Raw genomic sequence first — 15,869 nt, forward strand, 5'->3', positions numbered from 1 at the left:
ACCGCGGTGCGTACCCGCTACAGGGCTTGCCTCATTCCACCTGAACGCCGGCATCCTTGAGCACCGCGCCTGCCGTGCGAAAGGCTTCCAGCGCCGCCGGCGCGCCGGCATAGACAGCTGACTGCAGCAGGATTTCCTGCAGTTCGCGTGCGGACACGCCATTGTTGAGGGCGCCGCGCACATGCACTGCCAGCTCGTGCTGCATGCCCAGCGCAGTCAGCATCGCCACGGTGATCATGCTGCGCGACTTCGCATCGAGGCCTTCGCGGCCCCAGATCGCGCCCCAGGCGGCCTCGGTCACATATTGCTGCAGCGGCCGGCTGAAGGCGTCGGCATTGTCGAGCGAACGCTGCACATGGGCTTCGCCCAATACCTCCACCCGCTTGGCCAGGCCCTTCGCAAACTCGGGCGTGTTAAATTCTTCCGGAATATTCATGGCTTGCCATTGCTCCGTCGTTATCGTTTCGGGATCGGGCGCATGTTACCGCATGGTCATCGACGCCATGGTGCATGAAGGCAGCGGTTCTCCTTAATCAGATGACCTTTGCGTTTGCGCTAAGGGTCTGCACACTAGAAGGAACCATCTCGGCCATACGCATTCTGATTAATTCGTTAATTCATTGTCAGGAGAACATCATGGCATTCGGTTCCGATTTCGGACGCATTCTGGACCAGTACAGCGATGCCTCCGTCCAGCAGTCCCCGCCGCAGCAGGTGGAACAGGACTTTGATGAAGTCAGCCGGCAGGCCGATCCCGACATGCTGGAACACGGCTTCAACCAGGCCTTCCGCTCTGACCAGACGCCGCCATTCGGCAACATGATGGGACAGATGTTCGGGCAGGCCGATTCCGGTCAGCGTGCCGGCATGCTCAATCAGCTAATTGGCGCGCTTGGTCCGGCGGTGCTGGGGTCGCTGCTAGGCGGCCGCGGCGGCATGGGCAACATGGGCAATATGGGCAATGCCGGCGGCATGGGTGCCGGCGGCCTGGGGGGCATGGGCGGCCTTGGTAGTCTACTCGGCGGCCTTCTGGGCGGCGGCGGCATGAGCCAGGGCACAACGCCGCCGCAGATCACGCCGCAGGACGCGGAGAACCTGAGCCCGGAGGAAGTGCAGGAACTGGCAAGCCGCGCCGAGCAGGAGCATCCCGGCATCATCGACCAGATGAGCCGCTACTACGCGCAGAATCCCCAGCTGTTCAAGGCCCTGGGCGGCGCTGCGCTGGCGGTTGCACTCGGGCAGATCGCCCAGCGCCGACGCTAGGGCGCGTTTGGCCTGACTGGCATTGCCCCGGTCCCGGCAAGTTGGTCAGGTCGAAAGCGTTCTAATGGCAGCGGCCGGCGGCGCCGGCCTTCTGCCTCCACTAACCACCTATCCCTCACGCCAAGACCATGCCGCATGCGGCGGTCGCGGCCAACGACAAAGGAGCAAGACATGGTTACCAACACCAATAACACCAGCAGCAAGCAGACCCCGCTCGTCACCGGTCTCTTCCCGGACCGCGACAGCGCCGAGCGCGCCTACCAGGAACTGTCCACACGTGGCTATGGCCGTGACGACGTCAACGTGGTGATGACCGATGAAACCCGCAAGCGTTATTTCTCCGGCGACGAGTCGGTCAAGACCGACCTGCATACGAAGGCCGCGGAAGGCGCCGGCATTGGCGCCGGCATCGGCGGCACGCTGGGCGCAATTGCCGCTGCCATCGCTGCCGTGGGCACCTCGATCGCGCTGCCTGGCCTGGGCCTGGTGATTGCCGGCCCGCTGGCGGCCGCGCTGGTCGGCGCCGGCGCCGGCGGCGCTGCGGGCGGACTGCTGGGCGCCCTGATCGGTTGGGGCATTCCGGAGGAAACCGTCAAGCATTACGAACAGGGCATCAAGAACGGTGGCATCCTGATGGGCGTCAAGCCCAAGACCGACGCCGACCGGGAGCATTTCACCAGCCGCTGGAACAGCGCACAGCCGACAGGCGTGAAGACTGCCACCACCGGCACCGCCACCGCGCGTACCGCGACCAGCGCCGAGTCGGGCACCATTCCGGTGGTCGAAGAGCACTTGGAAGTGGGCAAGCGCTCGGTGGAGACTGGCCATGTGCATGTCACCTCGCATGTGGTGGAAACCCCGGTCAATGAAAGCGTCACGCTGCGGGAGGAGCATGCTGCTATCGAGCGCCGGCCGGTCGACCGTCCAGCGTCCGAAGCCGATCTCGCCAACTTCAAGGAAGAAACCATCGAGGTGCGCGAGACGGCCGAACAGGCAGTGGTGAGCAAGACCGCGCGGGTAGTCGAGGAAGTCGTGGTGGGCAAGACCGCCACCAGCACGACGCAGGAAATCAATGACACGGTGAGGAAGACCGTGGTCGACGTCGAGCGTGACGGCGTGACCGGTACCACAGGGAGCACTGGTACGATGGACTTCCGCGACGACTTCAAAACCCGCTATGGCAGCACCACCGGCGCCAAATACGAGGACTATGCGCCGGCCTACCAGTATGGCTCGACGCTGGCCGGCGACCAGCGGTATGCCAACCGCTCCTGGGACGAGGTCGAGACCAGCGCCCGCAGCGACTGGCAGACCCGTTATCCGGGCAGCGACTGGGAGCGCTTCAAGGCCGCGGTGCGCCACGGCTGGGAACGTGTGAGCGGTCGCCGCTAGGCGCTGCAAGGCAGCAAGCCAGAGCCTGTGCGGATCGCCGCACAGGCTTTTTTATGATTTATCGCGCAGCATGGTGAACCGCCGCGCGTCGATACAACGAGCGGTAGGTAGGGCGCACTACCCCGAAGGGGCATTGCACCGATGGCCGATCAGGGACGGTGGCCGAGATCGGCATCCCGTTTAACTACCCATGGCGCAACGCCCTCCGAGGATGGAACCTGCGAAACCCACGGTAGCTTGTTGAATTTGCCGTGGATCTTGCTTTGAAGGCGGGGTACGGCATGGCATTGGCGACGTATTGCCTGGATCGACCGGTTGATGGAATGCCCTTTGGAGTTTCCACCTTACGACGGGCGAGGGCAGCGACGACTACAGCCAGGACAACGGCGGCAGCGACGACGATGGCTGCGCCGTGCCGAGTATTGTCATCACGCCCCGTCAACGTCTGCTGGCGCCTTCTCCCTGCTTGACGCTGCCATCCGGCTGCGGCACTTCGATTGGCTTGACCTCCACCGGCGCGACGCCGTCTTCCTTCATGTCCAACTTGTCCGCTACCTTCGGCGTGACATCGACGATGCGGTCCTTCACATACGGGCCGCGGTCGCGGATTTCTACTACTGCCTTCTTGCCGCTTTCCAGGTTCACGATTTCGGCCTTGGTGCCCAACGGCAGTGTCTTGCTGGCTGCCACATTGGCATTCGGATTCATCCGCGTGCCGTCCGCCATCTTCCGGCCGTGGAACTTGCGGCCGTAATACGACGCCTTGCCGCGGCGCGCCTTGCCTGACAGGTCCAGCGCCGGCTTGCCGGTTTTTGCCGTCTTGTTTGCCTTGGTTGCCTTGGGGGACTTGGCTGTCTTTGTCGACTTGGAGCGCGCGGCATGCCCGCCCTCGGCCTTGCCGTTGCCATGCGGCGTTGCGGCCGTTGCGGCCGTTGCGGCCGCGCCGATGCAGAAGGCGACGAGGCATGCCGCCAGCTGGCGGCTCTTGCGTGAACTGATCATGTCCGGTCCGTTGGAGAGAGTAAAGGAGTCCAACGCGCCGCATCGGCGCGGTCAGGCTTTGTTGTTTCGATGGCAGCATGCCGGCAAAGTTCGGCTGTCATTACCGTCGTGCTTGCCGCGTATCGCATGCCGGCAGGATGGCGCGCGTAGCTGCGTTATGATGGCGCCCCCTGCATCCCCGCGAAAGCACGCCATGCCCATCAAAATGAAGGAAAACTCCCTGTTCGCCATCCTGCTGCGCTCGCGCTGGTGGATCAGCTTCCTGGTGGCGGCGGCCGTCGGCCTGCTGGCGGTCGCGCTGATGCCGTCGCCCTACAAGCCGCTGGCGCTGTTTTCCGGCGCACCCTTCTTCGTGATCGGCTGCATGGCGGCCTGGCGGCAGTTCAAGGCGCCGGCGCCGGCTGCGGTGACGCGCACCCTGGAACGCGCCACCGCAATGTCGTCGCGCGACTTCCTGCAGGCGGTGGAGCAGGGCCTGTGCCGCCGTGGCTACACCGTTACGCCCTATGCCGGCCCGGGCGCCGACCTGCGCGCCGAAAAGGATGACAAGGTGCTGCTGCTGGCCTGCCGGCGCTGGAAGGCGGCTAGGCACGGCGCCGATGCCGTGCGCGAGCTGGAGGCGGCCATGCGGGTCGCCAGCGCGGCGAGCGGCGCTTATCTCGCGCTGAACGAACTGACCGAGCAGGCGCGCCGCCTGGCGGCCGACAGCGGCATCGATGTCATCCGGGACGCGCGCCTGGCCGAGCTGCTGGGGCTTTGACCGAGCCGGCATTGCCGGTCATGCAATTGTCATCCCGTGGTCATGCTGATGAAGCATGCAGTGATTAATCTTGCGCAAGTTCATCGCGGCCGGCACCCGCCGGACCGCGTGCGAAGCATCAATCCCATGCTCATTAACAGGAGGAACACCATGACCGACAAGAACATTTCCGACAAGCGCCGCAACCTGATCAAGGGCCTGGCTGGCGCCTCCGCGCTGCCCTTCATCGGCGCCTTCGGTGCGCTGCAGGGAAGGCAAGCTCAGGCCGCCGACGGCGTCACCGCCCTAGTGGAAAGCCCCTATGGCCCGATCGCGCCCGCCAATGACATGGCCACCGGCCTGCCGCTGCTGCAGCTGCCGCCCGGCTTCACCTATAAGAGCTATGGCTGGCGCGGCGACCTGATGAGCAATGGCCAGCCCTGCCCGGGGGGCCATGACGGCATGGGCGTGATCGCCTCCAGCAGCAGCGGCAACCGAGTGGAGGTCGTGCTGGTGCGCAATCATGAAATCGGCTTTGTCGCGCCGGAAAACGTGATCAATGCGCCTGCCGTCTATGACCGCGGCACCAACAGCGGCCTTGTCAACAAGCCTGGCGGCGGCACCACCAATCTCGCTTTCCGCGATGGCAAATGGGTTGGCATGACGCCCAGCCTGGGCGGCACACAGGGCAACTGCGCCGGCGGCGTAACGCCCTGGGGCACCTGGCTGACCTGTGAGGAAGTCAGCTCGGACGCCACCAGCAGCGCCGGCAACATGCACGGCTACGTGTTCGAAGTGCGTGCCGACCCATCGTCCACCTCGGCCCGGCCCATCGTCGGCATGGGCCGCTTCGGCCACGAGGCGGCGGCGGTTGATCCGGCCACCAGCATCGTCTACATGACCGAAGACAGCTCCGGCAAATCCGGTTTCTACCGCTACGTGCCGCAGGTGACGCCCGGCGCGCCCGGCACGCTGGCGCAGGGCGGCACGCTGCAGATGGCCAGGGTCAAGGGCATGCCCAACGCCAACCTGGCCACGGTGTCGGTAGACCAGCAGTACGAACTGGAATGGGTGACCATCGCCAACCCGGACCAGGCGCGCGGCAATGTAACCGGCCTGAACGGCCAGGTGATCACCAATGCGGCCGGCCCGTTCGTGCAGGGCTGGGCGCAGGGCGCGGCGCGCATGAATCGCGGCGAAGGCATGTGGTACTTCCAGGGCAGGATCTATGTGATGGACACCAGCGGCGGTTCGGCCTCGCGCGGCACGGTATGGGAGCTCGACCTGACGCGCCAGCGCATCACCTGCATCTACAACAGCCCCGGCGCGCTGGTGGGCAACATGGGCGACAACCTGACCGTTAGCCCTGGCGGCGGCCTGCTGCTGTGCGAGGACGGTGGCGCGGAAACCGGCGACCGCTTCGGTATCGGCCAGCGCCTGATGGGCCTAACCGAAGCGGGCGATGCGTATATTTTCGCCAAGAACAACGTCAACCTGACGGCAGAGCAGGTGGCGGCGGCTGGCAAGGCCGCCAGCGCGGCCGGCGACAACCGCACCCGTGAATTCTGTGGCGCCTGTTTCGATCCGACCGGCCGATTCCTGTTCGTCAATATCCAGACGCCCGGCATCACCTTCGCCATTACCGGCCCGTGGGCCAAGGGGCCGCTGCATTCCCGCGGCAACGGCGCGTAAGGAAGGGCGAATGTCCCGGTGAACAAACGGGGGTGGCGAAGCCGCTGTATTGCTGTCGCCAACCCAGGCTGTTTTGCGTACGGCACTCAAGACAATCATGCCGTCATGGCATGTGGTAAAGATTGTTGTCTAGCAGAGAAAGAACCCCGACGGGCACAACGCAAATACCGCGTTGCGCCCGTTGTTGTTTATCAATAGCTATTTTTTCGTGATTTCTAATTTCCTGATGGTAATATTCTGAGAATTACTTACAATTCCGGAGCGGCGGTTTAGGAATGCCGTATCGACCTGATATGCGGCACTGTGGCTGCTCCATCCGATCCGCCGTTTTCAGCCGCCATGGTTCACACGTTTGTCATTTTCTTCCGCCGTAGCTACCCGTTTCGCCAGAATGCCACCGGAGGGGTTATCCCATGCTGAAACGCGTCCTGAATATCCAGCCAGCCGCGGTGACGCTTGCTCCCGTGTCTCAGGCTGACCCGGCGCCAGTCATCGGTCCGGAAACCGTACTGCGGCTGCTCTTCGAGCAATTGCGCCCATTGCTTGGAGAACTGTCCGTATTTGCGCCCCGCCTGGGTCGGGCGCTGGACCAGGCAGACTGGCCACTTGCCAGCAAGACGCTGCGGGACCTGGTGGAGATTGCAGCCGAGCTGTCCAGTCGCGCTCCAGTGCGGCGCGACGCCATTGAACTTCCGCCGCCATCCTCCGCCGGCGAATGGCAGGCGGCCGCCGCTATGCTGCTCGAGCGCGGCATGCCGTCACTGCTGGCCGCCGACGGCGCGCTAGTGCAGCGCGCCCGGACTGCCGCAGGGCAGGTTAAAAGCGCAAGTGGGCCGCAACAGACCGAAGGCGCGCTGCAGCAGATGGCCAGCTTGGTGGACGACTGCGCTGGACATGGCCAGTTGGCACAGCAAAAGCAGGGCCTGTTGCTGGACCTTTTACGCCACCTGAGCGCCAACATGGCAGGGCTGGCTGAGCAGCAATCCTGGGCGCACGGCCAGGCGGCCGCGGTGCAGGCGCTGCTGGACAACCCGCTGAGCGTGGACATGCTGCAGGCGGCGATCGCCAATCTGCAGGATGTCGCCGCCCGCCAGTCGAGGATCAAGGAAAGCCGCGATCAGGCCCGCGATTCGGTCGAGCGCATGCTGCAGAGCTTCATTGCCAGCCTCGATACCGTGGCCGACAGCACTAGTCAGTACCATGCCCGCATCAGCGCCTATTCCAGCGAACTGGCGGAAGTGCGCGACGCCGACCAGCTTCGTCCCATCCTGGCCGCGGTGCAACGTGAAACCGCGACGCTGGAAAACCATGCCCGCACCGTCAGCGCACAGGCCGGCGCGGCGCGCTCGGAACTGCTCGACGCGCAGAAGCGCATCCAGGCGCTGGAAGCCAAGCTGGAGGAAATGAGCGAACTGGCGCGCGAGGATGCGCTGACCCAGAGCCTGAACCGGCGCGGCATGATGGAAGCGCTGGGCCGCGAAATGCAGCGGGCCCGCCGCTACCAGACGCCGCTGTGCGTGTCCCTGCTCGACATCGACAACTTCAAGAAGTTGAACGATAAGCTCGGTCACCAGGCTGGCGACAATGCCCTGGTGCACCTGGTCCGGGTGATTCGTACCACGCTGCGGCAGATGGATGTGATCGCGCGTTTCGGCGGCGAGGAATTCATGCTGCTTCTGCCCAACACCACGCTGCCCGATGCAGTGCAGGCAGTAACCCGCATCCAGCGTGAACTGACCAAGTCCATCTTCATGTACGAGCATCAGAAGGTGCTGGTGACCTTCAGCGCCGGCGCAGCGCTGGTGGGCATCGATGAAGGCCAGGACCAGCTCATCCAGCGGGTCGACGCCGCGCTGTACCAGGCCAAGCGCGAAGGCAAGAACCGGGTAGTGGCGGCCGGCTGACTGGCCGCGACGCAAGCCGTCAGCGGCTTGTGGCCTGCCGCCTGCCGCTTTGCCGCATCTGCCCGGCTTCGTGAAAAAAGCGGCGGCATGACAGCAAGCGGGGATTGCCCCATTTCCGTCATGCCGCCGCAGGTACTGCAGTTGTCGGCTTATGCCTTCGTCATGCGGATCGCGCTGACGTCGGCAGTGAGGTAGCCGACCGCGGCGCCGAAGGCGTTCCTGTAGTTCGCCTTGATCAGCGGATCGAGCGTGGACTTCACGGCGCCGTGGATCGGCAGCCAGTCGCCGGCATGCTGGAAATTGCTCATGATGTAGGTCCAGCCATTGATCTCATCCACCGCATGCAGGCCTGTGGACTCGCCGCCGGACGGGATCGACATAATGCGCGCAAGCTGTCTGGTGTCGACGTTGTAGGCCCACAGGAAGTTGTTGACGTGCTGGCTGCTGTCCTCGCCGATGAAGAGGGTGCGCAGCTTTTCCGAGAACTTCAGGTTGTCGGGATTGGCCACCTTGTCCGGATTGGCGGTGTTGCCCAATGCATCGGCGGGAATGTCCTGGCCCGCCAGCAGCGCTTTCAGGTCGACCGGCATCCATTCGCTGTTGATGGCCGCGCCCGAGGTGTCCTTCACGCCGCCCTTCAGGTTCAGCGCCATCACGGCGCCGGCTACCAGCTGGCTCGGGATCGACACGCCGTTGCCCGGCACGTTGAGCGCATTGCCAGCCACCATCGAACTCTGGCAGTTCTGCAGCGCCGAATAAGCGACCTTGTCGCGGGTGTTGACCGTGGTGCCTTCCATCTTGGTGAAGCCCATTGACGCGCCCACCAGCGAAGCATAGCGATGGGTTTCCAAGAAGGCGGCAGCCTTCTCCATGCCTGGCATGAGCTTGATCCACTCGGTGCGGCCGTTGGCGGCCACTTTGGTATAAGTGGCGTCGGCAGGATCGGCGGTCTTGACATCCATGATGTCGGTTGGCCGCAGCGTGGTGGCTAGGCGCTGGATCTCGGCGCTGCTGGCCGAGCCGAGCCTGATCCAGGTCAGCAGCGCGCCGCTGCCGTTGGGGTCGAGCGAGAAGCCGGCGCCGACCTTGGCCACGTACAGCGTGCCGGAAGATAGGTCTTTTTCCCGGTCGGCCACGAAGACGAAGTAGCCGCTGTTAGTGGCATCGTCGCCCATCATAACGGTGCGGTTGTCCGGCATTACCTGCACCAGTTCATGCGAGATGCGGCCCAGGCAATAATGTTTTTTGATCGACGCCGTGCCATCGGGGTTGACCGTGACTTCGGGCAGGTGGCCGTAGTTGTAGGAATTGGCCACGGTTTCGCTGCCATACAGGTTCTTGCTGAAGGCACGGAACTGGGCGTCGGTCGCAGCGCTGAAGGCATTCGGCTCGTATTCCTCGCTGGACAGATGGGTGCCCCATGGCGACAGACTGGCGCCGCAGGTGATCCACAGTCCGTTGACGGACGAGGTATCGACATTGTGATACTTCACCAGCGCCAGCTTGCCAGTGGCCGGGTCCTGATCCAGCGTCAGTACCGCGATCGGCGACGGCAGCTTGCCGTACATATTGGTCACGCCGTCCTGCGCCAGGCTGGTGTATTCGAACTGCACCACGGCGAACACTGTATTGCCCTTGACGCCATTGACTTTGGCATTCGGCACAGTCAGCAGCGAGGTGCCGTCGGGCGAATCGGAAAAGAACTGGCGCGGGCTGGCCGGCAGGCTGCTGTCGATGATGGGCTGGTTGTAGATGTCGACATAGCCGCCGGCGAGGATGGTGCCGCCATTGCCGTCGGGGACGCGGTCGCCGGTGATAAAGAAGGGCTGGTAGGCCAGCTTGTAGTCGACCTTGCTGGCGTCGCTGTAATTGACGGTCATGGTCGAGCCCACGGTGGTCGTGGCCATCGCCGCCGGCGTGCTCAGGTTGGGCGCCGGCATCGAGCTGAAGCTGGCCGAGGCGAACGTAGCCGTGGTTTTCGGCGCTTCCACTGCTGCGGCGGCGACATTGTCGGAGCCACCGCCGCCGCATCCGGTCAGCAGCGAGGAGGCAAGCGCGGGACCGAGCGGAAACAGCGGCGAGCTGGCGAGGAATTTGAGTGCCTGGCGGCGGGAAAGCGGGGACTTGGTCGTCATCTTTTTCAATGTGCAGTGGGAACGGGTTGCCCTGCTTCGGCTAGCATCGCGACCTTTGCATCCATCATGGCCGCGCAGCGTTCAGGGTGAGTGGAGTATAGGAAGGACGTGTGACGGCCTTATGACAAGGACATCATCGTCGACGGAGGGCTCAGGCGTGACCGGTGCCGGCGTCGTCGTGCCTTGGCTGCAGGGCGTCGCGCAGCGAGCTGATCACAGCCTCGCGCAAGGCACGCCAGGACGGGCCTAATGCCGCATGGCGCTGGTTGATCTCCAACTCAATGCCGAGATAGTCAGTCCCCGTGAAACGGCGCCGCAGATAGGTGGTGAAGCCGTCGGCGGTGCCGGCATAGGGATAGTTCATGCGCACCTTCAGTCCCGGCGCATGCCGGCCGAGCGCAAGCCGCCATTCGCGGCACAGCGCGCGCTCGCCGCCGCGGCGCGGGTCGTAGAGCAGGCCAATGTCGGCATCGCGTACGGCGCCATCAAGCTCCGGCGTAAAGCTGTGGGACGACAGGTGCACCACGCGCAGGCCGCTGGCGATCGTTGCGCCGATGCGGGTTTCCACCGCGTCGCGGTAGGGCAGGTAATACCGCTCGAGCAGCTCGCGGCGCAGTTCGGCGCCGGCATCTCTGGTGAACTCTGAATACAGGCGAGCATGCCGCGGCGACCGGTTCAGCTCGATCAGCAGACGGCTGACGGTGCAGGCATGCAGCGGCGCAGCCAGCGCGGCCGCCAAGTCGCGCGCCATGCGCAGTGCGCCGGGATCATAGCCACGATGGCTGCGCAGGACCTGGCCGTGGCCGGCAAACAGGCGACGGTAGGCGGCGGGAATGCGGTTGCCACCATGCTCGCAACTAATCAGGAAGCCGTCGTCCTTGGTCACATTGACGGCCCCGTCGCGGCGGCCGGCCGTGTGCAATGCCGGCATTGCGCCTCATGGCAGGAAGGCATGGCCCTGCTCCAGGCAATCGCACAGCCGGCGGCAGGCATGCGCAAGGCCCTTGCGTGCGTATGCATCCCGCAGTCGCCGTGCCAGCGTGCCATGCCGCAGGATGGTCTCCAGCGGCGGCGTCCACCAGGCATCTTGCTGGCTGGCCATCATAGGCTGCAGCAGGGCGCGCCAGACGTCGGCTGCAGGCAGGCGCGCCTCGGTAAAGCCAAGCAGCTTCAGGTAGCGGGCGTTGTCGATGATGGCTGCATCGCCATCGCGGATGCAGTCGGTCAGCACGCCGGCCAGCGCTTCGGTGGCGATCTCCTGCTGCGCATCCAGGTCGCCACCGTCATACAGGCGGCGCGTTACATCAACCACGGCGGCGGCCACGGCAAGGTCTGCGCCAGGATGTTCTTGTGTATCGATCACGCGAATCTCTATGGCGTCGCGGTCGAAACGGGCGATGGCGCCGCGTGAATTGAGCCATTCATAACGCAGCACATGGTCCGGGTCCAGCACAGCGATATCGTCATACATGGGCTGCAGGATGCGGGCCTCGTAATCGGCCTGGCTGCGCGCGGTTTCCGGTACTACCAGGCCGGCAATGGATGGCATGCGGTCGGCATTGTGGGTGTAGACATGCATGCGGTAATCTGCGTAGCCGGTATCGCGTCCGTCGGCGAAGGGCGAACTAGCAGCTAGTGCGGGGATCAGCGGCAGCACCAGCCTGATCGCTGCATGCAGTCGGGCGAACTCGTCGTCGCCGGCGAACGGCAGGTTCACATGCATGCTCTGCAGGTTGGACCAGCCATGGCCGCGGCTATCGAAGATGCGGTCGTAGGCCGCGTAGATTTCCTGGTTCTGATGCGGCCACAGCCGGGTTTCGCGGTCCGGGTCCATCCATGGATGCATCGCGCCCGGCATCAGCCGCGCGCCCATGCCGGCAAGGAGGCTATTGATCTGGTCAAGCTCGCCACGGAAGGCGGCCGGCAGGCCGTCGAGCGACGCCGCGGGCGCCAGGTTCTTGACCTCCACTACATGCATCACGAGCTCATTGGACCAGCCCATCCCGCCATGCGTGACCTCATAGTCCTCGCTGCCGGGCGCCGCCGCCAGCAGCCTGTCGGCAATGGGTAGCACGTTCAGGGTCTCGCGATCGACAATCATGTATTCCAGCTCGATGCCGACCCCGCCAAAGGCATGCAGCGGCGCGCTCATGATTTGAGTCCCCGCAACGCCTCGATGCGCTTGTTGAACACGCCCATCACCTCCCGGTACAGCGCATCGCCAAGCACGCCGTCCTCGTTGCCGGCATCCACATTCGGATTGTCGTTGATCTCGATGATGTAACACTGGCCATCCACTTCCTTCAGGTCGACGCCGTAGAAGCCGTCGCCGATCAGGCCGGCCGCGCGCACCGCGATGTCGATCACCTCGTTGGGCACCTCGCCGATCGACAGTGCCTCGGTCTTGCCTTCGCTGGTCTGCGCGCTGTCGTGACGGATGATCTGCCAGTGCCCCGGCGCCATGTAGTACTTGCACACGAACAGCGGCCGGTTGTCCAGCACAGCGATGCGCCAGTCGAATTCCGTTGGCAGATACTGCTGGGCCAGTACCAGTTCCGAATGGCGCAGCAGCTCGCGCACCTTGGCCATCAGTTCCTCCTCGGTGTGGACCTTGGCCACGCCCAGCGAGAAAGCGCCGTCCGGCTGCTTGAGGATGCAGGGCAAGCCCAGCGTCGGGATGATGCGGTCGATATTGTCGGGATGGACCACCAGCGTTCTGGGTATCGGAATGTGGTGACGGGTCAGCAACTCGGCGAGGTATATCTTGTTGGTACAGCGCAGGATGGCATCCGGATCGTCGATCACCACCAGCCCGGCGGCCGCCGCCAGCCGCGAGAGGTGGTAGGTGTAATGGTTGACATTGGTGGTGTCGCGGATGAACAGCGCATCGAACTCGGCTAGGCGGCCGGCGTCGCGCCGCGTGATCAGGCTGGGCTTCATGCCCAGCATGGTGGCGGCCTCGCAGAACTTGTGCAGCGCCTGCGGATTGGAAGGCGCTTCCTCGCGCTGCGGGTCATGCAGGATGGCGATCAGCGGCGCTTCGCTGGCCGGCCGCGTGCTGCGTATTCTCTGCTGCTGCATGTAGGCCAGCACCGACTGGCAGAACACTGCCCGCTCGGCCTCGGGAATCTCGCCCGGCTCGCCGGCGCGTATGGTCATCAGCCGCCAGAAGCCGGCGGTGCGCTTGAAGCGGGCATGCAGGATGGGTGCGGAAAGGGTGCGGAATAATTCCATGCACAGATGCTCGTTGCGGCGGTCGCCGCTGGCATCATGACCGAAGTAAATCCGCAGCTCGACCTGGTCCTGTTCCAGCGGCGCGAAGGTGCAGCTGGCAAGGTCGCCAAGCCTGTCCCTAACGGTCTGCAGCAGCTCGCTCGACTGCAGGTCCTTCAGCGCTTCCACGCCCGGCAGCGGCTGGTGGCCGCGCGCCTCCGCCAGCAGCGACACATAATAGCCATGGCTCTGATAGCGGTAGTTGCTGCACAGGTTGAACACCCGGGTCGAGGCCGACTCGCCAAAGGCCGGGTCGATCAGGTAGTTGCGGGCGGCGATGGCGGTGATGCCGGGAATATCGAATGGCCAGTCTTCCGGCCGGCTTACAACGAACAATATCTTCATCGGGTATCCCGCTGCCTGGCATCCCGTGGTCTGATCACCAGCAGATTGGCGTCATGTGTGACGATGCCCAGCAGCACCGCGCCCAGCACCCGGTCCATGCCCAGCCAGTATTGGTGCGCGCCGGCGAACGGGTTGGGCTGATAGGGGTCTTCCACCAAAACTTTGCGCCGTTCGCGCTCGTAACCGGCCAGCACCACGAAATGGCCGGAGGGCAAGCCACGGATATCGTCCGGCGTGTCGTCGGTGCCGTATTCCCGCATGGCGCGGTAGAGGTAGGTGGAACTCAAGCCAGTGAGCAGCGGAAAGCCGCGCCGCAGCAGGCCCTGCACCAGACCGCGCGTCAAGTCCTTCATGCGCAACTGGCCGCCCAGCCGGAGAAATTCCAGATAGCCTTCGGTCGCATGGCGCAGCCGGTAGTCTGCCTTCACTTCCCGCTGCATGCGCAGCCGCTCGGCGATATTGATGCCGGCCTGGCTGAACCAGCTGGGGTCGAACACGTTCAGGTTATAGGTATAGATCGTGGCGTCATAGCCGCGGCGCAGGGCATCGCAGGCCAGCAGCACGGCAAAGGTGCCGCCCTGCGCCAGCTTACCGGTACGCTCAATCAGGTTGCCCAATGGCTCGTCGTCTCCCCAGTAGCGGTAGATCGCATGCAGGCAGGTAGGGCCACAGGTCGTTTCGTCCGGCTGGGGAAGGATGCTGACAGGAAGCTCGATGCGATTGGTAAGCACGGTGGCGGGCAGTCGATAGCGGCATTGCCAGTCAGATTTGCCATGGCGACAAAAGTTTCGGCCCAACGGTATTTGGCGAGCCAGCAATTCGAATTCGGTCAATCGCTGCACTGATGACAGCGCGGAATGATGCCGGCTGGGAATAAAAAAGCCGGGCGAACCCGGCTTGCTTTTAGTGATGACGATTACTTCGTGGTCGTGGCATTGACCTTGGTTTCCTTGCTGTCTTTCTTCGCTTCGGCTACCTTCTTGTCCGCCTTGGCATGCGCATCTGCCTTGGACTTCTCGGCCTTGGCATCTGCCTTGTTCACGGCTTCCTTCTCATCGGCCTTCGCCTTGGCGATTTTCTCACCGGCCTTGGCATCAGCTTTCTCGGACTTCGCCTCGGCATTGACAGCTGCCTTGGTGGCGGGGGCTGTGGTGGTGGTTGTAGTGGTTGCAGGTGCGACTGGCGTTGTCGTGGTTGTCGTTGCAGGTGCCTGTGCGAAGGCGGCGCTGGCGAACAAGGTAGCAACGGACATGGCGATCAGATTTTTCATAAAGCCCTCATCAAGTGGTTGAGCAGTTTGCCTGCCCCTCACTAACGGGACCTGATGACAGCTAGTTGACCATTAAGATGTAAGCGTTGGTTACGGTTGTAAGCGCGCATGACAAGGTGCATAGTTAGCCATGCCAATCAAGGGAGATATCGATGAACATGATGGATGCGGGCACCTTGCCCGATATCGAGCTGCGCGTTGCCGTTGAGGACGACGCCGCATTGCTGGCCGCGCTGCAGGCTGAGATGGACGACGGCGACCCGGCCGCCACGACCGATGCCGACCATGCCGCGATGCGCGCCGTACTGGCGGACATGGCTGCCTATCCGCACTTTCGGGCCTATATCGTCTACAAGGACAACCAGCCAGTGGCCAGTTTTTCGTTGATGATCTTTGCCTCGCCTTCGCAGGGCGGGCAGCTTCAGGCTTTGCTGGATGCGGTGGTGGTAAGCCGCGCGCAGCGCGGGCGTGGCATCGGTGAGGTGATGGTGCGGGAAGCGCTTTTTATGGCCAGGCAGGCCGGCTGCTACAAGCTGATCCTGTCATCCAATCTGAAACGGCGCGATGCACATCGCTTCTATGAGCAGCTTGGGTTTCGGCAGCATGGGATCAGTTATGGCATGCCGTTGAAGGGGCATGATTAGCTGGTTTGTGGGCCTTGCTGAGAGGGATTTGTAAGGGGTGGTGTTTAAAGGGGATCGGGGTGGTAGGGATTTTGCAATGGCTGTTGCCGTTGCAGCTGCAGTTGCTTTTGACGAGGCAATTAAGTCCCGTTGAGCGCGCCGTGTCAGCGGCACCCGGAGCGGGGCGCAGCTAAACTCGCTACGCTACGCTACGCTGCGCTTCGCTCAGAC

The 15,869-nt window shown here is 63.8% G+C and carries 14 protein-coding genes; 6 read left to right on the forward strand and 8 right to left on the reverse strand.

Annotation, left to right across the window (positions count from 1 at the left end; all coding sequences use genetic code 11):
- Window positions 1–31: 31 nt before the first annotated feature.
- Complete coding sequence (locus KTQ42_RS18285; protein ID WP_217347066.1) at window positions 32–436, reverse strand: carboxymuconolactone decarboxylase family protein; 405 nt, start codon at window positions 434–436, stop codon at window positions 32–34.
- A 200-nt stretch (window positions 437–636) separates the two neighbouring features.
- Here KTQ42_RS18285 and KTQ42_RS18290 point away from each other — a divergent pair, with 200 nt between their 5' ends.
- Window positions 637–1,263 (forward strand): hypothetical protein, encoded by a 627-nt coding sequence (locus tag KTQ42_RS18290; RefSeq protein ID WP_249222980.1) that lies wholly within the window; start codon window positions 637–639, stop codon window positions 1,261–1,263.
- Between the two features lie 171 nt (window positions 1,264–1,434).
- On the forward strand, window positions 1,435–2,655 hold the full coding sequence (locus tag KTQ42_RS18295; protein WP_217347067.1) for a YsnF/AvaK domain-containing protein: 1,221 nt from the start codon (window positions 1,435–1,437) through the stop codon (window positions 2,653–2,655).
- A 438-nt stretch (window positions 2,656–3,093) separates the two neighbouring features.
- Here KTQ42_RS18295 and KTQ42_RS18300 read toward each other — a convergent pair whose 3' ends face one another.
- Window positions 3,094–3,657 (reverse strand): septal ring lytic transglycosylase RlpA family protein, encoded by a 564-nt coding sequence (locus KTQ42_RS18300; protein ID WP_217347068.1) that lies wholly within the window; start codon window positions 3,655–3,657, stop codon window positions 3,094–3,096.
- Window positions 3,658–3,850: 193 nt separating this feature from the next.
- Here KTQ42_RS18300 and KTQ42_RS18305 point away from each other — a divergent pair, with 193 nt between their 5' ends.
- From KTQ42_RS18305 to KTQ42_RS18315, 3 genes are all read left to right on the forward strand, one after another.
- Window positions 3,851–4,417, forward strand: a complete 567-nt coding sequence (locus tag KTQ42_RS18305; RefSeq protein WP_217347069.1) for a restriction endonuclease — start codon at window positions 3,851–3,853, stop codon at window positions 4,415–4,417.
- A 150-nt stretch (window positions 4,418–4,567) separates the two neighbouring features.
- The gene (locus KTQ42_RS18310; protein ID WP_217347070.1) at window positions 4,568–6,088 is read left to right on the forward strand and encodes an alkaline phosphatase PhoX; all 1,521 of its coding nucleotides are present in this window, start codon (window positions 4,568–4,570) and stop codon (window positions 6,086–6,088) included.
- A gap of 413 nt (window positions 6,089–6,501) precedes the next feature.
- On the forward strand, window positions 6,502–7,992 hold the full coding sequence (locus tag KTQ42_RS18315; RefSeq protein WP_217347071.1) for a diguanylate cyclase: 1,491 nt from the start codon (window positions 6,502–6,504) through the stop codon (window positions 7,990–7,992).
- Window positions 7,993–8,141: 149 nt separating this feature from the next.
- Here KTQ42_RS18315 and KTQ42_RS18320 read toward each other — a convergent pair whose 3' ends face one another.
- From KTQ42_RS18320 to KTQ42_RS18345, 6 genes are all read right to left on the reverse strand, one after another.
- Entirely contained in the window at window positions 8,142–10,127 is a 1,986-nt protein-coding gene (locus KTQ42_RS18320; RefSeq protein ID WP_217347072.1) for an alkaline phosphatase PhoX, read from the reverse strand.
- A 151-nt stretch (window positions 10,128–10,278) separates the two neighbouring features.
- A complete protein-coding gene (locus tag KTQ42_RS18325) occupies window positions 10,279–11,058 on the reverse strand; it encodes an N-formylglutamate amidohydrolase (protein WP_249222981.1) in 780 nt (259 codons plus the stop codon).
- 6 nt (window positions 11,059–11,064) lie between these two features.
- Window positions 11,065–12,279 carry a glutamate-cysteine ligase family protein gene (locus KTQ42_RS18330; RefSeq protein WP_217347073.1) on the reverse strand — a complete coding sequence of 405 codons (1,215 nt, stop codon included), beginning with the start codon at window positions 12,277–12,279 and terminating at the stop codon, window positions 11,065–11,067.
- Window positions 12,276–13,745, reverse strand: a complete 1,470-nt coding sequence (locus KTQ42_RS18335; protein ID WP_217347074.1) for a RimK family protein — start codon at window positions 13,743–13,745, stop codon at window positions 12,276–12,278. The genes KTQ42_RS18330 and KTQ42_RS18335 overlap by 4 nt, the downstream gene beginning before the upstream one ends.
- The gene (locus KTQ42_RS18340) at window positions 13,742–14,476 is read right to left on the reverse strand and encodes a C39 family peptidase (RefSeq protein WP_217347075.1); all 735 of its coding nucleotides are present in this window, start codon (window positions 14,474–14,476) and stop codon (window positions 13,742–13,744) included. Before KTQ42_RS18340 ends, KTQ42_RS18335 begins: the two co-directional genes overlap by 4 nt.
- A 185-nt stretch (window positions 14,477–14,661) precedes the next feature.
- Entirely contained in the window at window positions 14,662–15,015 is a 354-nt protein-coding gene (locus KTQ42_RS18345; RefSeq protein WP_217347076.1) for a hypothetical protein, read from the reverse strand.
- Between the two features lie 152 nt (window positions 15,016–15,167).
- Here KTQ42_RS18345 and KTQ42_RS18350 point away from each other — a divergent pair, with 152 nt between their 5' ends.
- A complete protein-coding gene (locus KTQ42_RS18350) occupies window positions 15,168–15,659 on the forward strand; it encodes a GNAT family N-acetyltransferase (protein ID WP_217347077.1) in 492 nt (163 codons plus the stop codon).
- Window positions 15,660–15,869: the final 210 nt, after the last annotated feature.

It is taken from the genome of Noviherbaspirillum sp. L7-7A, assembly GCF_019052805.1.
Lineage (GTDB): Bacteria > Pseudomonadota > Gammaproteobacteria > Burkholderiales > Burkholderiaceae_D > Noviherbaspirillum_A.